This window comes from Flavobacterium sp. (genome assembly GCF_039595935.1).
Lineage (GTDB): Bacteria > Bacteroidota > Bacteroidia > Flavobacteriales > Flavobacteriaceae > Flavobacterium.
The window spans coordinates 1,633,735-1,653,893 of record NZ_JBCNKR010000004.1; the positions used below are offsets into that span (position 1 = coordinate 1,633,735).

Annotated in this window: 14 protein-coding genes, 2 tRNA genes and 2 rRNA genes; 8 read left to right on the forward strand and 10 right to left on the reverse strand. The window is 36.2% G+C overall.

Going from position 1 to position 20,159, the window contains the following annotated elements; genetic code table 11:
- Positions 1 to 41 precede the first annotated feature (41 nt).
- From ABDW27_RS07120 to scpA, 5 genes are all read left to right on the forward strand, one after another.
- A complete protein-coding gene (locus ABDW27_RS07120; RefSeq protein WP_343695248.1) occupies positions 42 to 923 on the forward strand; it encodes an SDR family oxidoreductase in 882 nt (293 codons plus the stop codon).
- A 265-nt stretch (positions 924 to 1,188) separates the two neighbouring features.
- On the forward strand, positions 1,189 to 1,797 hold the full coding sequence (gene udk, locus ABDW27_RS07125) for a uridine kinase (protein ID WP_008467967.1): 609 nt from the start codon (positions 1,189 to 1,191) through the stop codon (positions 1,795 to 1,797).
- A gap of 133 nt (positions 1,798 to 1,930) precedes the next feature.
- Positions 1,931 to 2,263 carry a septum formation initiator family protein gene (locus ABDW27_RS07130; protein WP_343695249.1) on the forward strand — a complete coding sequence of 111 codons (333 nt, stop codon included), beginning with the start codon at positions 1,931 to 1,933 and terminating at the stop codon, positions 2,261 to 2,263.
- A gap of 15 nt (positions 2,264 to 2,278) precedes the next feature.
- Positions 2,279 to 3,640, forward strand: a complete 1,362-nt coding sequence (locus tag ABDW27_RS07135; RefSeq protein ID WP_343695250.1) for a methylmalonyl-CoA mutase subunit beta — start codon at positions 2,279 to 2,281, stop codon at positions 3,638 to 3,640.
- 222 nt (positions 3,641 to 3,862) lie between these two features.
- Complete coding sequence (gene scpA / locus ABDW27_RS07140) at positions 3,863 to 5,995, forward strand: methylmalonyl-CoA mutase (RefSeq protein ID WP_343695251.1); 2,133 nt, start codon at positions 3,863 to 3,865, stop codon at positions 5,993 to 5,995.
- 50 nt (positions 5,996 to 6,045) lie between these two features.
- Here scpA and ABDW27_RS07145 read toward each other — a convergent pair whose 3' ends face one another.
- The 4 genes from ABDW27_RS07145 to ABDW27_RS07160 form a co-directional block, all read right to left on the reverse strand.
- Positions 6,046 to 6,690: a peptidoglycan-binding protein LysM gene (locus ABDW27_RS07145; protein ID WP_343695252.1), complete on the reverse strand. Its 645-nt coding sequence runs from the start codon at positions 6,688 to 6,690 to the stop codon at positions 6,046 to 6,048.
- Between the two features lie 100 nt (positions 6,691 to 6,790).
- The gene (locus tag ABDW27_RS07150) at positions 6,791 to 7,708 is read right to left on the reverse strand and encodes a DUF2279 domain-containing protein (RefSeq protein ID WP_343695253.1); all 918 of its coding nucleotides are present in this window, start codon (positions 7,706 to 7,708) and stop codon (positions 6,791 to 6,793) included.
- 2 nt (positions 7,709 to 7,710) lie between these two features.
- A complete protein-coding gene (gene mltG, locus ABDW27_RS07155) occupies positions 7,711 to 8,751 on the reverse strand; it encodes an endolytic transglycosylase MltG (RefSeq protein WP_343695254.1) in 1,041 nt (346 codons plus the stop codon).
- A 10-nt stretch (positions 8,752 to 8,761) separates the two neighbouring features.
- Positions 8,762 to 9,295 carry a GNAT family protein gene (locus tag ABDW27_RS07160; protein WP_343695255.1) on the reverse strand — a complete coding sequence of 178 codons (534 nt, stop codon included), beginning with the start codon at positions 9,293 to 9,295 and terminating at the stop codon, positions 8,762 to 8,764.
- Between the two features lie 266 nt (positions 9,296 to 9,561).
- Here ABDW27_RS07160 and ABDW27_RS07165 point away from each other — a divergent pair, with 266 nt between their 5' ends.
- Positions 9,562 to 10,962: a trypsin-like peptidase domain-containing protein gene (locus ABDW27_RS07165; RefSeq protein ID WP_343695256.1), complete on the forward strand. Its 1,401-nt coding sequence runs from the start codon at positions 9,562 to 9,564 to the stop codon at positions 10,960 to 10,962.
- Positions 10,963 to 11,187: 225 nt separating this feature from the next.
- Positions 11,188 to 12,636: a glyceraldehyde-3-phosphate dehydrogenase gene (locus ABDW27_RS07170; RefSeq protein WP_343695257.1), complete on the forward strand. Its 1,449-nt coding sequence runs from the start codon at positions 11,188 to 11,190 to the stop codon at positions 12,634 to 12,636.
- 58 nt (positions 12,637 to 12,694) lie between these two features.
- Here the strand turns inward: ABDW27_RS07170 and ABDW27_RS07175 are convergent, their stop codons facing one another.
- Complete coding sequence (locus ABDW27_RS07175; protein WP_343695258.1) at positions 12,695 to 13,153, reverse strand: Lrp/AsnC family transcriptional regulator; 459 nt, start codon at positions 13,151 to 13,153, stop codon at positions 12,695 to 12,697.
- Between the two features lie 201 nt (positions 13,154 to 13,354).
- On the opposite strand from ABDW27_RS07175, the gene ald reads away from it, so the two are divergent.
- Entirely contained in the window at positions 13,355 to 14,473 is a 1,119-nt protein-coding gene (gene ald, locus ABDW27_RS07180; protein ID WP_343695259.1) for an alanine dehydrogenase, read from the forward strand.
- 120 nt (positions 14,474 to 14,593) lie between these two features.
- Here the strand turns inward: ald and pafA are convergent, their stop codons facing one another.
- The 5 genes from pafA to ABDW27_RS07205 all read right to left on the reverse strand — a co-directional run bounded on the left by pafA (position 14,594) and on the right by ABDW27_RS07205 (position 20,041).
- Positions 14,594 to 16,213, reverse strand: a complete 1,620-nt coding sequence (gene pafA / locus ABDW27_RS07185) for an alkaline phosphatase PafA (protein ID WP_343695260.1) — start codon at positions 16,211 to 16,213, stop codon at positions 14,594 to 14,596.
- Positions 16,214 to 16,394: 181 nt separating this feature from the next.
- Positions 16,395 to 16,504, reverse strand: a 5S ribosomal RNA gene (gene rrf, locus ABDW27_RS07190).
- 175 nt (positions 16,505 to 16,679) lie between these two features.
- Positions 16,680 to 19,616, reverse strand: a 23S ribosomal RNA gene (locus tag ABDW27_RS07195).
- 204 nt (positions 19,617 to 19,820) lie between these two features.
- Positions 19,821 to 19,884 (reverse strand) — tRNA-Ala (locus ABDW27_RS07200).
- A gap of 83 nt (positions 19,885 to 19,967) precedes the next feature.
- A tRNA-Ile gene (locus ABDW27_RS07205) sits at positions 19,968 to 20,041 on the reverse strand.
- Positions 20,042 to 20,159: the final 118 nt, after the last annotated feature.

Here is a 20,159-nt window from a genome sequence, read left to right on the forward strand (position 1 = left end):
GCATCCTATTTTTTTAATTAATATTGTAAAAAAAGAAAAATATGAGCTATACAGATAAAATGTTACGTGATGATGCTTTAAAAGGCAAAGTCATTGTAGTTACAGGCGGCGGAAGCGGTTTGGGAAAAGCTATGACAAAATATTTCTTAGAATTAGGAGCTCAGGTAGCGATTACTTCAAGAGATTTAGAAAAGCTAAAAACCACAGCAGCTGAGCTGGAAAGTGCAACTGGAGGAAAATGTTTACCTCTTCAATGTGATGTTCGTCATTATGAAGAAGTAGAAAATATGCTTCAGGAAACTTTAAAAGTTTTCGGAAAAGTAGATGTTCTTTTAAACAATGCTGCCGGAAATTTTATTTCTCCAACTGAACGTTTATCTGCAAACGCATTTGACACTGTTATAGATATCGTACTTAAAGGTTCTAAAAACTGTACTCTGGCTTTTGGAAAACACTGGATCGATACAAAACAAACATCGGCAACGATTTTAAATATTGTAACTACTTATGCCTGGACAGGATCTGCTTATGTTGTTCCTAGTGCTACAGCAAAAGCGGGAGTTTTGGCAATGACAAGAAGTCTTGCTGTTGAATGGGCAAAATACGGAATTCGATCTAATGCAATTGCTCCGGGACCATTCCCAACAAAAGGTGCATGGGACAGATTATTGCCGGGAGATCTTTCTGAAAAGTTTGATATGGCAAAAAAAGTGCCTTTGAAACGTGTTGGTGATCATCAGGAACTGGCAAATCTTGCTGCATATTTAGTATCTGATTTTTCATCTTACATAAATGGAGATGTTATTACAATTGACGGAGGAGAATGGCTGAAAGGTGCCGGACAATTTAATTTATTAGAAGCAATTCCGGAAGAACTTTGGGATCAGCTTGAAATGATGATAAAAGCAAAAAAGAATAAATAATTACAAGTGCTTACTAAATTCAGAATATTTTTTTAAAACTATACTGATTGCACCAAATCCCGAAGGTTTACTTTCGGGATTTTTTTTATGTTTTTCAATATCTTTTTAACCATATAAGTAATATAAGTTCAGTTAAGTATTATTCTGTTTAAAGATCTTCTAGCTTAAATTTACTTATATTACTTATATGGTTAAATTACTTTAGATGTTTAGCAATTCAGTTAAATTATTATTTTTGCCAAACAAATAATCAAACAAAAAAAATATGCTCATTATTGGACTTGCAGGAGGAACAGGAAGTGGAAAAACAACGGTAGTACACCAAATCATGAACGAATTACCAGACACTGAAGTGGGTGTAATTTCTCAGGATTCTTACTATAAACAAACCGATAATTTATCGTTTGACGAAAGAGCATTAATTAATTTTGATCACCCGCGTGCTATCGATTTTGAATTGTTAGTAAAACATCTTAAGGCATTAAAAGCCGGAGAAACAATCGATCAGCCGGTTTATTCTTTTATTCAGCATAACAGAACAGACGATACTGTTTCGACACATCCAAGAAAAGTAATGATTGTTGAAGGAATTTTAATTTTAACAAATCCGGAATTACGTGATATGTTTGACATTAAAATCTTTGTTCATGCAGATTCTGACGAAAGATTAATTCGTCGTTTAAAAAGAGATATTTCTGAACGCGGGCGTGATATCGACGAGGTTTTAAATCGTTATCAAACTACCTTAAAACCTATGCATGAGCAATTTATCGAGCCATCAAAAGCTTTTGCCGATATTATTATCCCGAATGACAAATACAATACAGTAGCAATCGACGTAGTTCGTGCTGTAATTAATCAGAGAATTTCATAATTTTTATCGTAAATTTAAACCATAAAAAACAGGAGTTATTCGCGCTTTTGTCTTTATCCATTTAAACCAAGAAAAATAAAGACAAAAGCGGGATTAAAGAGTTTTATCATATTCAAAAGAAACATTCAGTTATATGAAATTTAAAAATCCGTATAAAGACAAAAAATGGTTTAAGCTTCTGGGCAATAAATATGTCTGGGTATTATCCTTTTTTGTAATATGGATGCTCTTTTTAGATAATTATTCCTATTTTGATCATCGTTTTTTAGATGAGCAGATTAACGAGTTAAAAGACAATAAAAAATATTATCAGGACGAAATAAAAAAAGATCAGGAACAGATCAAACAACTCAAAAATCCTGAACAAATAGAAAAATATGCTCGCGAAAAGTACTTTATGAAAAAAGACAGCGAAGACATTTATATCATTCATTTTGAAGGAGATACCATTCAAGACAAAGAATAAAAACAAAAACACTCAATGGCGACTAACTTATTCGAAGATTTTAATCCGATTTCATCCAAACAATGGAAACAAAAAATTCAGTTTGAATTAGATGGAGCCGATTATAACCAAACCGTTATTTGGAATTCTCCGGAAGATATTCAGGTAAAACCTTTTTATCACAGCGACGAATTTACCAAATCTGCTTCTGTACAAACTCAGGCTTCAGAATTTAAAATCTGCCAAAATATATTTGTTCACGATATCGATAAATCGGTAAAAAGAGCAATAAATACTATTGAAAGAGGTGCTGAAAGTTTACGTTTTACTATTCAAAACGAAAATATAAACGTTCAAAATTTACTAGAAAATCTTCCTTTAGAAGGCAGAATTGTTTATTTTCATTTGAGTTTTCTCTCAATCGATTTCGTTAAAAAATTAGACAGTATTTCTGCACAGAAAAAAGCAACGTTTTATATCAATTTAGATCCAATTGGTTATTTAGCAAGAGAAGGAAACTGGTTTACAACATCAGATAAAAACAATTTTGAAACAATCGATAAAATTTCAAAAGAAGTTAATCTTTCAATTTTAAGCATAGATTCTGGATTATACCAAAATGCCGGAGCTAATATTACCCAGCAGATAGCTTATAGTTTAGCACATGCTAATGAATATTTGAATCGTTTTGCTGATTTTTCAAAACCTATGGTTTTTCAAATATCTGTTGGAACAAATTACTTTTTTGAAATTGCCAAACTTCGTGCACTGCGAATGCTTTTCAAATTAATTGCTGCCGAATACAACCCTGATATAGATTGTCATTTTCTGGTTACACCAACAAAACGCAATAAAACTATTTACGATTATAATGTCAATATGCTTCGCACTACAACCGAATGCATGTCGGCTATTTTAGGCGGTGCCGATGCTGTTGCCAATTTGCCTTATGACTCTTTGTATCATAAAGACAATGAATTTGGCGACCGAATTGCGCGCAATCAGCTTTTAGTTTTAAAACACGAAAGTTATTTTGATAAAGTTGATAATCCGGCAGACGGAAGTTATTACATTGAAAGTTTAACCATGCAGTTGGCAGAAAAAAGTTTGATTTTATTCAAAGATATTGAAGCAAATGGCGGTTTCTTAAAACTTTTGAATGATGGAACTATTAAAAAGAAAATTCAGGAAAGTGCCAATAAAGAGCAGGAATTATTCGATTCTAAAAAAGAAATCTTGTTAGGCACTAATAAATATCCGAACAAAGAAGACAGAATGAAACATGATTTAGAATTGTTTCCTTTTGTAAAAATCAAACCACGAAAAACATTAATTACGCCAATTATTGAAAAAAGATTAGCCGAAAAGTTGGAACAGGAAAGGCTGGAACAAGAATAAAATGGGATTTTATTTTATTGCTTTTTGGATATTATCATTAATTATGATCGTTACTTGTCTAATTTTTTTGACAATCGGAGTTACATATAAAAACTATAAAAAGATTTTTATTGGAATTACAGCCATGGTGCTAGGAATATTGTTTTATTATTTACCATACTATTTAATAATGCATAGTATGATTAATTCGCTTAAAAACCTTCGTTAGTCATTCAACATAAAATGAGAAAAGACCTTAAACATATTAATCTTCAAAGTCAAAAGTCGAAAGTCGAAAGTCAAAAGTTAGACAATTCGACAGATAATTTTGCAACCGCCGAAGGAATCAAACTCAAAAAACAATATTCTGAAAAGGATATTGAAGATTTAGAGTTTTTGGATTTTGGAGCTGGCTTTACGCCTAATTTGCGTGGCCCATATGCTACAATGTATGTTCGTCGTCCGTGGACAATTCGTCAATATGCCGGATTTTCGACTGCCGAAGAAAGTAATGCTTTTTACAGAAGAAATCTTGCGGCAGGTCAAAAAGGACTTTCCATTGCTTTTGATTTACCAACGCACCGCGGTTACGATTCAGATCATGAAAGAGTTGTGGGCGATGTTGGAAAAGCTGGAGTTGCCATTGATTCTGTTGAAGATATGAAAGTATTATTCGATCAGATTCCGCTTGACGAAATGTCAGTTTCAATGACTATGAACGGCGCCGTTTTACCCATTATGGCTTTTTATATTGTGGCCGCCGAAGAACAAGGGGTTGAATTGAATAAACTTTCGGGTACGATTCAGAATGATATTTTAAAGGAATTCATGGTGCGTAATACTTACATTTATCCACCTGCTCCTTCGATGAAAATTATTGCGGATATTTTTGAATTTACGAGCAAAAAAATGCCAAAATTCAATTCGATCTCTATTTCGGGATATCATATGCAGGAAGCCGGAGCAACAGCCGATATTGAACTGGCTTATACTTTAGCAGATGGTTTAGAATATATCCGCACGGGATTATCAACCGGAATGACAATTGATGATTTTGCTCCCCGCCTTTCTTTCTTTTGGGCCATCGGAATGAATCATTTTATGGAAATTGCTAAAATGCGTGCCGGACGAATGATTTGGGCAAAACTGATTCAGCAGTTTAATCCAAAAAGTGATAAATCATTAGCATTAAGAACACATTGCCAAACCAGTGGATGGAGTTTAACAGAACAAGATCCGTTTAATAATGTAGCCAGAACTTGTATTGAAGCGGCGGCTGCGGCATTTGGAGGAACACAGTCTCTGCATACCAACGCACTTGACGAAGCCATTGCCTTGCCAACTGATTTTTCAGCAAGAATTGCCCGAAACACTCAGATATTTTTACAAGAAGAAACTAAAATCACCAAAACTGTTGATCCTTGGGGCGGCAGTTATTATGTTGAATCTTTGACCAATGAAATTTTAGAAAACACCTGGAAATTAATTGAAGAGGTTGAAGAGCTTGGCGGAATGACTAAAGCCATCGAAGCCGGAATTCCGAAACTTCGAATTGAAGAAGCGGCGGCGAGAAAACAAGCCAGAATCGACAGCGGACAGGATATTATTGTCGGCGTCAATAAATTTAGATTAGAAAAAGAAGATCCGCTTCATATTTTGGATGTTGACAACCAAATGGTTCGTAAACAGCAAATAGAACGTCTTGAAGATATTAAAGCAAAAAGAGATATTGAAAAAGTAAATCAATCACTGGAAAAATTAATTCATTGTGCCAAAACCGCAGAAGGTAATTTGTTAGAAATTGCCGTTGAAGCTGCCAGAAACAGAGCTACATTAGGCGAAATAAGTGACGCTCTGGAAACTGTTTTTGGGAGGTTTAAAGCACAAATTAAATCCTTTAGCGGTGTGTATAGTGCAGCAATAAAAAACGATGAGAATTTTGAAAAAGCAAAACAATTAGCAGATGCTTTTGCAAAACAAGAAGGAAGACGTCCAAGAATTATGATTGCCAAAATGGGGCAAGATGGTCATGACCGCGGCGCAAAAGTGGTAGCTACAGGTTATGCCGATGTTGGTTTTGATGTCGATATTGGTCCATTGTTTCAAACTCCGGCTGAAGCTGCAAAACAAGCTGTAGAAAATGATGTTCATATTTTAGGGGTTTCGTCTCTTGCGGCTGGTCATAAAACTTTAGTTCCGCAGGTTATTGAAGAACTTAAAAAACATGGTCGTGATGATATTATGGTAATTGTTGGCGGTGTAATTCCCGCACAAGACTATCAATTTTTATTTGATGCCGGAGCGGCAGCAATTTTTGGTCCCGGCACTAAAATTAGCGAAACTGCAATTCAGATTCTCGAAATATTAATTGACTAAATAGAGTTCAAAAAAAATCCCGATTCTTAGATCGGGATTTTTTTTAATTGTTAATCATTTATTGTCGCATTGTTGTCTGCTTCAATAAACGAAAGGTCATAGCCTGCAAAATCACGCATATAACTTTTTAATGAAGTTCCGAAAGCATCTCTAAAATGCCTGTTTCCTCCGTTCTTAAAAAAGTTTTTTACAGATCCTGCACCTCCAAGATGGGCAGCTGCTAAAATACCAGATTCAGTAATTTCAACACCATTAATCACTTTTCCTTCGTACTTTCTGATTTCATTGCGCAAAATCCATTTGTTTTTGGATAATAATGCAACAAAAGCTTTTTCCTGTAAAGCAGGATCTTTTAGAAAGTCTTTGTCATTTCTGACTCCGATAGCTCTTAAGGCTTTTGAACCAAATTGATATTTTCCCATGTAACCCAGTGAATTTACCATTCGGTATTTCCCCTGAGATTCTTTAAAAGCAACTGCTTCTTTAAAACCGATAAGATGATTTCCTGTGTATGGGGCGTTTAGATTTACTTTAGGATAGTCATCCTCTTCTAAAGATGGATAAATGTATTCTGATCCATCTGTTTTTTCTGTTAGAAACCACGGTTTGGTTTCGACACTAAAGGGTTTAAAACCCAAACTTAAAAATGTAATAATTACGATTAAACTCGCATAAAAATACCACTTCTTTATCATAAATTGTTTTTCTTCAAATCGCTGTCACCTTTTTGAAATTTCTACGGATGCAAAGGTAACGAAAAACAAAAAAATCTGATAATCAACAATTTAAGCAAAATCAAAAATATAGAGCATGTGCCTTAAAGCCTTTATTGGCGGAGTATTCGAGAGTTGGCGCCGGAATTTTTATTGTGTTAAAAACAGAAAAAACTGTTTTCAAAAAATGCGATTTTGTGTCAATTTTAGCTAAATTTACATCAAAAGAAAGAAAAAACTTACGATATATTTCTGGATTTTCTGCAAAATTTAAATTTTGATCGTGAACATTTCCAGACAACATACCTTCGGCTCCATATCCAAAAGCAACATTAAACCATTTCGGAATCTTGGTTTCTTTTGCAAAAGAGTGAAGATTTACAGAAAGCCAATAAGTTTGTCCGTTATAGTCTTTTAAAATTTTCTCATTGAGCGATTTCCCTAAAGCATCTGGGCGAATATCAGCGTATTTTGTAGTATGGAAAGAAAATTTTGGAATAATACGTTGTTCTTTCCACAATAATTCCTGCGAAACATATAGTGCAGTTCCGGTAGCATTTGCAATTACATCTCCAGAAGACGCTCCCCATTCTGATGAATATCCATCTAAAACTTCTACTGCAGTTAAAAAAGCAAAACCTAAACCTGCCCCATAAATCAATTGCGTTTTTTGATCTGCACCGCTCCAGTTTAGCATTTCGGCACCAAATCTTCCTAAATGATACGAAGAATACATGTGACCTACTTTATCCATTTGAAGCCATTCATTATTATCATTTATAAAATGAAATTTAGATCGTGGATAATCAGCATACCATAATTGATTTAACCCCAATAAAGTAGCAGAAGCCAAAGCGGTTTCGGTTACAATTACTGCATTTTGTCTTTTTTTGTTTAAAGTATCTGACGGAGTTAAAAAGCTTTCAATCTTATTTTGAGAAAAAGATTGAAAGCTTGATATAAATAAAACCGAAAAAAAAAGGTATTCTTTTAAATTCAAAACTATCTTGTTACGCCCTGACTAGCAATCCAGTCTGAATATCTTTTTGCATTTTTTGTATGTTCTGCATAATTTGAAGCAAACTCATGATAACCAAAACGGTCAACACTGGCACAGAAATAGATATAATCATTCTTTTCCGGGTTTAAAACTGCTTCAAGAGCTGTAATATCAGCCATTGCAATTGGTCCTGGAGGAAGACCTATGTTTACATAAGTATTGTATGGCGATTTCATAATCAAGTCATTATAAAAAACTCTTTTTATAACCTGATCAAAATTATTGTCTCTTAATTTTAAAGCGTAAATCACAGTTGGATCTGCCTGCAATGGCATTTCTAAACGAAGACGGTTTAAATAAACTCCTGCAATACGTGGTCTTTCATCTTTTTTCACAGATTCTTTGTGAACAATTGAAGCTAAAATAGAAACCTGAACCGGAGTTAAACCTTGTTTTTTTGCTTGTTCAATTCTTTGCGGAGTCCAGAAATTATGATATTCTTTGATCATTTTATCGCGGAATTTTTCTGCAGATGTATTCCAATAAACTTCATACGTATTTGGAATAAACATCGCAAAAACATTTTCTTCATTAAATCCGTTTTGAGCTAAAAATGTTGAATCTTTAAAAGCTTTCAATAAAGATGTACTGTCAGCTTCGATTTGAGAACCTACTCTTCCGGCAAAATTCTCCAAACGTTCCTGATTATTAAAAGCCAATTTTACCGGAACATTTGATCGCATTGCACGAACTAAATCAATATTATTCATGCCTTTTTTAAGAAGAAAACGACCTGATTTTACATTTTCCGGATAACTTCTTTTACTTGCCACAAGTTCAAAGTTGTCGAAGTTTTTAATATAAGGTGCTAATATTTTTTTTACATCACTGTAGTCAGATCCTGTTGGAACATGAACGTATACTTCTTGTTCTTCAAATTTTGTATTGGAACTAAAAATTCGGCTTATTAAAATAAAACCGTAGATCAGTAAAACAGAAATTACGGCTACAGCGGTTAGTGAGATGATTTTTTTTAATTTCAAAGCTATTAGTTTAAATGTTTTTATTGATTAACTGAAAAATTGCTTCGTCATGATAGTGGTTATTCAGCAAAATCCAGTCTTTTTTGATTCCTATTTTCTCGAAACCAAATTTAGTAAAAAGTGCTATACTTGCTTCATTATTTGTACTAATATTTGCATAAAGTTGGTGTAGATTCAAATTAAAAAAAGAGTACTTTATTAAAAGCTCTAATGCCTCAGAACCAATATTTTGTCCTCTGTTTTCATTTTTCTGAATAACAATACCAATTCCGGCTCTGTTGTTTCTGGGATCAAATTCAAATAAATCGATCAATCCAATTGCCGGAAAATCTACATCCTGACATATTGCCAGACGCAATTGTTTGGCTTCATAAATATCCTGTTGTGCATTTTCAAGATACTGCCTAATCAAAAAACGGCTATATGGAGTATTCGTATTACTGACTTCCCAAATACTCTGATCATTTTCCATTCCGTACACAAATTCTAAATCTTCTGGTTCCAGTGCACGTAAATATATAGTATCGCCTTTTAATGTTATCATTTATTTTTTGATTTATATAGTCATCGTTATAACACGCTTAAATAGTAAGAAAATATCTTATAATGTCTTCAAAAATAGCTTAATCCTTATAAAATTTATTTTAGTATTTTGCCTGTCTGAAACACAAAAATACGAAGATTAATTAATGAAATGTTAATCAGTGTTAAAGAGAGTTAAACCATTTTTCTAAATAATTTTTTGGCATAATTTTACGTTAGATATCATTATAAAAAATACCTAAATAACTTAAAACATAAAACACTAATATGAAAAAATTTTCAACCTTATTTTTAGTTTCACTACTAAGCGGTGCTACTACCCTTGGTGCTTACAAGTTATTATTTGACGGCAGTGATTCTTTCTTTGGAAAAGGAAATTCTGTTGTAACTCTTGCTCCTAATTCATATGGCAAAACTGTTGGATTACCAGCAGAAGCAGTTGATTTTACTGAAGCTGCAGATAAAACAATTCACACTGTTGTTCACGTTAAAAATGTTTCGAGAAGAACCGTAAGCAATCCTATGATGGAATTTTTCTATGGATATGGCGGACAGCAGCAGCAAGAACAAGTAGGAACCGGATCTGGTGTTATTATTTCTGAAGATGGTTATATCGTGACAAACAATCATGTTATTAAAGACGCAACCGAAATTGAAATAACCCTCAACAATAAAAAATCATATAAAGCGAAATTAGTTGGTACAGATTCTAAAATGGACATTGCATTATTGAAAATTAATGCTGATGAAAAACTGCCTTATACTGCTTTCGCCAATTCAGATTCTGTTAAAGTAGGTGAATGGGTTTTAGCCGTTGGAAATCCATACAATTTAACTTCAACAGTTACAGCCGGAATTGTTTCGGCGAAAGCCAGAAATTTAGATCAAAGCGGAATCCAGTCATTTATTCAAACTGATGCTGCTGTGAACCCTGGAAACTCTGGTGGAGCTTTAGTAAATACCAGAGGAGAATTGATTGGAATTAACACTATGATTTCTTCTATGACAGGTTCTTATGTTGGATATTCTTTTGCAGTTCCCTCAAATATTGCCCGAAAAATTATTGAAGATATAATGGAGTACGGAAATGTTCAAAGAGGAATTCTGGGTGTTGAAGGCGGCGAATTAAACAGTACTGCTTCAAAAGAATTAGGGATTACTGAAACGCAAGGTTTCTACATCAATAAAGTTTCTAAAAATTCGGGTGCCGAAAAAGCGGGTCTTACTAAAGGTGATATTATTGTAAAACTAGATGAACAAAACATTTCGACTTTTGCTGACCTTTCAGGTTACATTAATACAAAACGTCCAAATGATGTTGTTAAAGTAACTTATATTAAAGATGGAAAAACAAAAACTGTTCCTGTAACTTTAAGCAAAAATGAGTTTTTCAGCACTGAATTTAAAGGAATTGAGTTAGAAAATATTGATGCTGTTGATAAAAAGAGATTCAAAATTGATTATGGTGTAAAAATCAAAAACATCACAAATGAAAATTTGATGCAGTATCAAAATGAACTTCAAGGAAATATTATTTTAAGTATTGATAATATAAAAGCAACGAATGTTGAAACTGTTTCCAAACTGTTAAGCAAAAAAGATGAAGGACAGAGTGTTCGTATCGAAATGATTAACAAAAACGGAGAAATATTTAGAATTATAATTTAAGTCGCAGTATTCAGTCTCAGTTGACAGTCTCAATTTTCAGTCTGTTTGTAAACTGTCAACTGTGACTGTGACTGAAAACTTAAAAAAAGCCATCTTAAAAAATTAAGGTGGCTTTTTCATTTTCAAAAATAAATGCTAAAATAGTTTACGAAATCGATTGAAATAGATACTTTTGCGCCAAATTATAAAATAAGTGAGCGTTTTATTATTTCAATTTAATCAATTATGAATAAAAATTCTTTATACCAAAAAGAGGTATCATTACAAGTCGACCGAAGAAGAGCTGGTGTCGAATTAATTAAAGTAATTAGTGATTTATGGTATGACAAATCCATTGAAATGGTTTTATTTAAAAACCAGCTGTTGGATAAAAATGTTAGTGATATTATTAATCTTCACCAATATGCAGGTGAGTTTGTGGGCAAACCTATTACGATTTTTGACTCTGTAGAAATAGCCAAAGTTGTTCTGTCTTTGGATCTTCCGCCTGCAAAAATTGATCTTGGTAAATTAACTTATGAATATCGTTTAGAAGACGAAAAATACCCTGATGCAAGATATTTTGTTATCGAAAAATTAAAAAAGGCAAAAACATCAAAAGAAATTCTTCCTAAAGATGTTGTTCTTTATGGTTTTGGAAGAATCGGGCGTTTATTAGCGAGAGAATTAATGTCTAAAACCGGAAAAGGAAATCAGTTACGACTTAGAGCTATTGTAACTCGTGATAAAAATGATGCATCAACTTTAGAAAAACGAGCTTCATTATTGCGTTATGATTCTATTCACGGAGATTTTCAAGGATCTGTAATTGCTGATCCAAAAAATAATGCTCTAATCATTAACGGAACTACAGTTCATATTATTACAGCAAATTCTCCAGAAGAAATCGATTATACTCAATACGAAATTAACGACGCTTTATTGATCGACAATACAGGTGCTTATACTACTGAAGAAGCTTTAAAAAGACATTTAAAATCTAATGGAATTGACAAAGTTTTATTAACTGCTCCAGGGAAAGGAGTTCCTAATATTGTTTATGGCGTAAATCACAACGAATACAATCCTGATGAAGTTAACATTTTTTCAGCAGCTTCATGTACAACTAATGCCATTACTCCAGTATTAAAAGCTGTTGAGGATACTTTAGGTGTTACAAAAGGCCATTTAGAAACCATTCATTCTTATACAAACGATCAGAATCTGGTTGACAATATGCACAGAAAATACCGTCGAGGAAGAGCCGCTGCTTTAAATATGGTTATTACTGAAACCGGAGCCGGAAGTGCCGTTGCAAAAGCTTTACCTTCTTTAGAAGGAAAATTAACTTCAAATGCCATACGAGTTCCTGTACCTAATGGATCTTTGGTTGTTTTAAATTTAGAAGTTAAAAAAGCGACTTCGATTGTCGGCGTTAATAAAATCATGAAAAAATATGCTCTTGAGGGAGAACTGGTAGAGCAAATTAAATATTCATTAAATAACGAATTGGTGTCATCTGATATCGTTGGAACTTCAGCTCCGTCTATTTATGACAGCAACGCCACTATCGTTTCTAAAGACGGAAAAAACATTGTTCTTTATATATGGTACGATAATGAATATGGCTATAGTCATCAGGTAATTCGTCTTGCAAAATATATTGCCAAAGTAAGACGTTATACTTATTATTAATTCACAATCAAACTAACTTTTTTTAAACCATCAAGTTTTCTTGGTGGTTTTTTCTGTTTTAAATAGGAAGTACTGTTGTGCTTTTTACTTCAGAAATTACAAAAACAGTATTAATGAGTGAAACTTCGGGCAGTACAGATAATTTCTTTTGATGGAAATGATGGTAACTTTCCATATCCGGAATTATAATTTTCAGCATATAATCAAAGTTTCCTGAAACATAATTACATTCCACGACTTCTGGTAAATTCAAAATCGACTGATTAAATCCTTCGGAAGTATCATAAGTCTGTTTTGTTAGTGTAACCTGACAGTAAACCGTTAAATTATTACCTAATTTTTTCTTATCTAAAAGTGTCACATATTTCTCTATAACACCTTCTTTTTCAAGACGTTTAACCCGATCATGAACAGGTGTTAGAGACAAATTTATTTTGTTTGCAATATCTTTTAAAGTGTAATGTGCATCTTCCTGAAGAAGACGTAAGATTTTTTTGTCAATTTCATCTAAAGCCATAACGAAAACGTTTGATTAAAATATCACAAATTCAGTCTTTTTTTCTTTTTAGAGAATAGTTTTTCGTCTAATAAAGAAATTTTTTCTGTAAAATTAAAAAATAAAATAATATTTTCTTATTTATAACAGATTAAACCATAATTTATTCTCTATCTGTAGATTTGTAAAACAATTTCAATAAAAAATAAAAAATATAACAACATGATAATAGGTGTTCCAAAAGAAATTAAAAATAATGAGAACAGAGTTGCTTTAACCCCTTCTGGTGTTTCAGAAATGAAAAAACACGGACATACAGTTTATGTTCAAGCTACTGCTGGTTTAGGAAGCGGTTTTGCAGATGAAGAATATGCTCAGGCTGGCGCAGTAGTTTTACCAACTATAGAAGACGTTTATGCAATTGCAGAAATGATCATTAAAGTAAAAGAGCCTATAGCTTCTGAATACCCTTTAATCAAAAAAGATCAATTATTATTTACTTATTTTCACTTTGCATCTTCAGAAGAATTAACACACGCTATGCTTGAAAAAGGAGCTGTTTGTTTAGCTTATGAAACTGTTGAAAAAACAGACCATAGTTTGCCATTATTAGTTCCAATGTCTGAAGTTGCTGGTCGTATGGCAATTCAACAAGGTGCAAAATACTTAGAGAAACCATTAAAAGGAAGAGGAATTCTTTTAGGTGGTGTTCCAGGTGTTCCTCCTGCTAAAGTTTTAGTTTTAGGTGGTGGAATCGTAGGAACTCAAGCTGCAAAAATGGCTGCTGGATTAGGTGCTCAGGTAACTATCATGGATTTAAGTTTGCCACGTTTACGTCAGTTAGACGATATTATGCCAGCGAACGTAAATACAGAAATGTCTAATCATTATAACATCACAAGAGCTATTAAAGAAGCGGATTTAATTGTTGGAGCAGTTTTAATTCCAGGAGCAAAAGCACCTCACTTAATTACTCGTGACATGCTAAAATTAATGCGTCCGGGAACTGTTGTTGTTGACGTTGCTGTTGATCAGGGTGGATGTATCGAAACTTGTACTCCAACAACTCACGAAAACCCAACTTTTATTATTGATGATATTGTTCACTACTGTGTAGCTAATATGCCAGGAGCTGTTCCTTATACATCAACTTTAGCTTTAACGAATGCTACTTTACCATATGCAGTACAATTAGCTAATAAAGGATGGGAAAAAGCTTGTGCTGAAAACGAAGAATTGAAAAAAGGATTAAACGTTGCTAATGGAAAAATCCTTTACAAAGGTGTTGCCGAGGCTTGGAATCTTCCTTTTAACGAAGAAATAGTATTAGCAAACGCATAGTGCTAATACTTATAAGTGCTTACTAAATCACTTTTATAAAAGGCTTTTCTTAATTGAAAAGCCTTTTTTTATTGCATAAAAATACCTGTCTTTTCAGGGACAGGTATTTTATATTCTAATTTATTTTTTATCATTTAAAACTTCAGTCATTACTTTGGCTTCAGTTCCATTTGGAAAAGTAACTTTAATCTTTTGAGCTATTGTTGGCGCAATTTCAGTAATAGCTTTTTTATCATAAGATTCTCCTTTCTTAATATGCCAGCCATAAAAAATAGCCGGAACGTGAGTATCGTAGCTGTAAATTGTACCGTGGGAAGTTCCTGTAGTGGCATATTCTATATCTCCCGGCTTATCTACAATAACTAAGTCACCGTTTTGAGTTACATCATAACCTTTTGCTACAAAATTAAGCGAATAATCATTCCCTCCATTTGCCAGAATTTCTTCTTCTGTATAAACTTTTTTAACCTGTGGCTGAGTAATCAAAAATTCTTTAAATGCTTGTTTTACTTTTGCAAGTTCCAATCCTTTTTCTTTAATAATTTGTTTGTTTAAGAAAATATTGAAATTAGAATAATTCAAAATCAAATCAACTCCAAAAGTTTTCGTTGAAAAATCCTGAAGACTTTTCTTTACATCTTTTGAAGGATAATTATCTACATTATATTTACGATCTTTAAGATAAATAACATTTTCTGCTCCTGCATGATCAGCTGTTAAGAAAAGCAAATAATTTCCTTTGCCAACCATTTTATCCAAATAAGCTAAAAAGTCAGCAATAGTCTGATCTAATCTTAAATAAGTATCTTGAAGTTCCATAGACCTTGGCCCAAGTAAATGACCTACATAATCTGTAGAAGAGAAACTAACTGTTAAAAAGTCAGTAATATTATCTTTCCCTAATTCCTCTTTTTCAATTGCACGTTTTGCAAATTCAGCTAAAAGATCATTCCCAAAAGGAGTAGCTCTAATAACACCCGCATCGTTCTTTTCATACATAGATTTCAAATCGTATGGAAAAACAGGTGCAGCGCTTCCATATAATTTACCCTCATAAGGATTATTATCAGGAAGACTTTCATTGTAAACTGACGCAGGTTTGTATAAATCCCAGCCTTTATTAAGATATTTTAAATAGTTTTTTTCGTTGTTGAACTCAGATACCCATTCTGGCAATTTATCCCCGTAAAACGTACTAGAAATAAAAGATCCTGTTTTACTATACCAAAATGCCCAATTCGCAAAATGACCGGCTGGTAAAATAGCCCCACGATCTTTTAGACTCATTCCTATTACTTTACCAGAAAAGTTGGTAGCCATACGAACTTCATCTGTAATAGTTGTACTTTGAAGATTTTTAGGAGACATTGCTCCTTCTTCAGCAGTTCCATCACCTATAGTTTTAACTCCTGCATCATCTGTACAGTACATCTCTTTGCCAAGTGTTCTGCTGAACCATTCGTTTCCAACAATTCCATGCGTAGCAGGTGTTGTTCCAGTATATATTGAAGCATGCCCAGGAGCGGTGTAAGTTGGCATATAATTATAATGCATGTTCTGGAAAACAAATCCATCATTCATTAATCTTTTAAATCCGTTTGGAGAAAAATCATCTGAAAAACGATATAAATATTCCATTTTCATTTGATCCACTACAATACCAACTACTAATTTAGGGCGTTGTTGAGCACTTAGATTTGTTATAATTAACAATGCCAACAGTAAAATACTTTTTCTCATGTTTAAATAATAATTTAAACACAAAAATACTCATTCAAATCTGAAATTTCTAAAGTATAAATAAAGAAGAGTAACAATTGACTTTAATTTAACAGTTTAAACTTTTAAAAAAATCTATATTCTTATAAAACAATTATAAACCAAAAAACCCTATCCAAGAACGGATAGGGTTTTTCAAAAAGAAAGGCGACGACATACTCTCCCACAATAATGCAGTACCATCTGCGCAGGCGGGCTTAACTTCTCTGTTCGGGATGGGAAGAGGTGAGCCCCGCCGCAATAACCACCTTAAGGTTGTTAGTTGTTGGTTTGTGGTTGTCGGCTGCTGGGATTTTCCATCAACTATCAACTATTAACCATCAACTGCTCTGCGTCGAGCAAATATTTTAACATACTGAGATAAAGAAAAGTAAGTTTTAGTTTTAGAAAGTTTCCTCCCTCTCGTCTGGGACGAGAGGGAAAAGGGTGTACATAAGCTTACGGATTATTAGTACTACTCGACTATGACATTACTGCCTTTACATCTATAGCCTATCAACGTGGTCATCTTCTACGACCCTATAAGGAAATCTCATCTTGAGGCAAGTTTCCCGCTTAGATGCTTTCAGCGGTTATCTCTTCCGAACATAGCTACCCGGCAATGCCACTGGCGTGACAACCGGAACACCAGAGGTTCGTCCACTCCGGTCCTCTCGTACTAGGAGCAGCCCCTCTCAAATCTCCAACGCCCACGGCAGATAGGGACCGAACTGTCTCACGACGTTCTAAACCCAGCTCGCGTACCACTTTAAATGGCGAACAGCCATACCCTTGGGACCGGCTTCAGCCCCAGGATGTGATGAGCCGACATCGAGGTGCCAAACACCGCCGTCGATATGAACTCTTGGGCGGTATCAGCCTGTTATCCCCGGAGTACCTTTTATCCGTTGAGCGATGGCCCTTCCATACAGAACCACCGGATCACTAAGACCTACTTTCGTACCTGCTCGACGTGTCTGTCTCGCAGTCAAGCGCGCTTATGCCTTTGCACTCTGCGCCCGATTTCCGACCGGTCTGAGCGCACCTTCGTACTCCTCCGTTACTCTTTGGGAGGAGACCGCCCCAGTCAAACTACCCACCATACACTGTCCTCAATCCGGATAACGGACCGGTTAGAACCTCAAGCATAAACATTATGAAGGGTGGTATTTCAAGGATGGCTCCACGCGAACTGGCGTCCACGCTTCAAAGCCTCCCACCTATCCTACACATCAAGGATCAAAGTTCAGTGTCAAGCTATAGTAAAGGTTCACGGGGTCTTTCCGTCTTGCCGCGGGTACACTGCATCTTCACAGCGATTTCAATTTCACTGAGTCTCGGGTGGAGACAGCGCCGCTGTCGTTACGCCATTCGTGCAGGTCGGAACTTACCCGACAAGGAATTTCGCTACCTTAGGACCGTTATAGTTACGGCCGCCGTTTACCGGGGCTTCGATCAAGAGCTTCGCCTTGCGCTAACCCCATCAATTAACCTTCCGGCACCGGGCAGGCGTCACACCCTATACGTCCACTTTCGTGTTTGCAGAGTGCTGTGTTTTTAATAAACAGTCGGGCAGCCAGCTGGTACCTTCGTTCGAGCTGTTCGGCTTCCCAGACTTCAGCTACGGGCGCGCACCTTTCTCCCGAAGTTACGGTGCCATTTTGCCTAGTTCCTTCACCCGAGTTCTCTCAAGCGCCTTGGTATTCTCTACCCGACCACCTGTGTCGGTTTGGGGTACGGTTCCTGGTTACCTGAAGCTTAGAAGCTTTTCTTGGAAGCTAGGCGCATCTATCTACTTTGTCTCTGAAGACTCCGTAGTGCTCTCGTCATTTCACGCCTCAGGGTTCCTGCGCATTTTAGCCTACAGGCACCTATACCTACGTACTTAAACCGGAACAACCGTCAGCTCGCGGCTAGCTTTCATGCTCTCCGTCCCTCCATCGCAGTAACCAGAAGTACAGGAATATTAACCTGTTTCCCATCGACTACGCTTTTCAGCCTCGCCTTAGGGACCGACTAACCCTGCGTCGATTAACGTTGCGCAGGAACCCTTGGTCTTTCGGCGTGCGGGTTTTTCACCCGCATTATCGTTACTCATGTCAGCATTCGCACTTCTGATACCTCCAGCAAGCTTCTCAACCCACCTTCAACGGCTTACAGAACGCTCCTCTACCACGTACTTACGTGACACCCGCAGCTTCGGTGTGTGGTTTGAGCCCCGTTACATCTTCCGCGCAGGCCGACTCGACCAGTGAGCTATTACGCTTTCTTTAAAGGATGGCTGCTTCTAAGCCAACATCCTGGCTGTCTATGCCTTCCCACATCGTTTCCCACTTAACCATATTTGGGACCTTAGCTGGCGGTCTGGGTTGTTTCCCTTTTCACGACGGACGTTAGCACCCGCCGTGTGTCTCCCACGCTGACACTTCGGTATTCGGAGTTTGCATCGGTTTGGTAAGTCGGGATGACCCCCTAGCCGAAACAGTGCTCTACCCCCCGGAGTGATACATGAGGCGCTACCTAAATAGCTTTCGAGGAGAACCAGCTATCTCCGAGTTTGATTAGCCTTTCACTCCGATCCACAAGTCATCCGCTAACTTTTCAACGGTAGTCGGTTCGGTCCTCCAGTCAGTGTTACCTAACCTTCAACCTGCCCATGGATAGATCACCCGGTTTCGGGTCTATACCCAGCGACTAAATCGCCCTATTAAGACTCGCTTTCGCTACGGCTCCCCTATTCGGTTAACCTTGCCACTGAATATAAGTCGCTGACCCATTATACAAAAGGTACGCAGTCACCCCACAAAGAGGCTCCCACTGCTTGTACGCATACGGTTTCAGGTTCTATTTCACTCCCCTCCCCGGGGTTCTTTTCGCCTTTCCCTCACGGTACTGGTTCACTATCGGTCAGTCAGGAGTATTTAGCCTTGGAGGATGGTCCCCCCATATTCAGACAGGATTTCACGTGTCCCGCCCTACTCAGGATACCACTATCTATTACATTTATTACCCATACGGGGCTATCACCCTCTATGGCCCGACTTTCCAGACGGTTCCGTTCTGCACTAAAATCTCCACAACCCCAGCACTGCCGTAACAGCACTGGTTCTGGGCTCCTCCCCGTTCGCTCGCCGCTACTGGGGGAATCTCGGTTGATTTCTTTTCCTCGGGGTACTTAGATGTTTCAGTTCCCCCGGTTCGCCTCTTCAGCCCTATGTTTCGGTGTTCTACATGATAGTCTGTCGAAACGATAGTGGGTTTCCCCATTCAGAGATCTCCGGATCAAAGTCTGTTTGCCGCCTCCCCGAAGCTTTTCGCAGGCTACCACGTCTTTCATCGCCTCTGACTGCCAAGGCATCCACCGTGTGCGCTTATTCCTTGCCTTATTGACCAATCATAACCGCTGAATTATGACCGTTTTTTTTGCATTTTTATTACCTGCATTACTGCTTATCCAATAAAGACGCTTTCTACTTTCTTATTATTTTCTTATCTCAATATTTCAAAGAACTTATTTCGCTTTAGGCTTCAAGCAATATGCTTTAGGCTTTCTCAGCTTACAGCCTAAAGCTTAAAGTTACGGCTTTTGTGGAGAATAACGGATCGAACCGCTGACCTCCTGCGTGCAATGCAGGCGCTCTCCCAGCTGAGCTATGGCCCCATTTTTCAATCTGGAGAACTAGAACCCAATCGTGAATCCCAGCTTCCAGAATTTCCTTTACTTAAGCTTAAAAAGTAGTCCCGGGCAGATTCGAACTGCCGACCTCACCCTTATCAGGGGTGCGCTCTAACCAACTGAGCTACAAGACTCGTTTTTACTTAAAAGTTTATTTCTTTAAATTAACAGCAAGAGTAATACAATCTCAGATCCTTATCAAACCAGAGCATCTTTTTCCCCAGCGTGCGTATAGCTAACACTAAGGCTCTA

Bases quoted from the DNA above. Each gene is read 5' to 3' on its own strand.
- ABDW27_RS07120 (WP_343695248.1), top strand. From the start codon at position 42: ATGAGCTATACAGATAAAATGTTACGTGATGATGCTTTAAAAGGCAAA.
- udk (WP_008467967.1), top strand. From the start codon at position 1,189: ATGCTCATTATTGGACTTGCAGGAGGAACAGGAAGTGGAAAAACAACG.
- ABDW27_RS07130 (WP_343695249.1), top strand. From the start codon at position 1,931: ATGAAATTTAAAAATCCGTATAAAGACAAAAAATGGTTTAAGCTTCTG.
- ABDW27_RS07135 (WP_343695250.1), top strand. From the start codon at position 2,279: ATGGCGACTAACTTATTCGAAGATTTTAATCCGATTTCATCCAAACAA.
- scpA (WP_343695251.1), top strand. From the start codon at position 3,863: ATGAGAAAAGACCTTAAACATATTAATCTTCAAAGTCAAAAGTCGAAA.
- ABDW27_RS07145 (WP_343695252.1), bottom strand. From the start codon at position 6,690: ATGATAAAGAAGTGGTATTTTTATGCGAGTTTAATCGTAATTATTACA.
- ABDW27_RS07160 (WP_343695255.1), bottom strand. From the start codon at position 9,295: ATGATAACATTAAAAGGCGATACTATATATTTACGTGCACTGGAACCA.
- ABDW27_RS07165 (WP_343695256.1), top strand. From the start codon at position 9,562: ATGAAAAAATTTTCAACCTTATTTTTAGTTTCACTACTAAGCGGTGCT.
- ABDW27_RS07170 (WP_343695257.1), top strand. From the start codon at position 11,188: ATGAATAAAAATTCTTTATACCAAAAAGAGGTATCATTACAAGTCGAC.
- ABDW27_RS07175 (WP_343695258.1), bottom strand. From the start codon at position 13,153: ATGGCTTTAGATGAAATTGACAAAAAAATCTTACGTCTTCTTCAGGAA.
- ald (WP_343695259.1), top strand. From the start codon at position 13,355: ATGATAATAGGTGTTCCAAAAGAAATTAAAAATAATGAGAACAGAGTT.
- pafA (WP_343695260.1), bottom strand. From the start codon at position 16,213: ATGAGAAAAAGTATTTTACTGTTGGCATTGTTAATTATAACAAATCTA.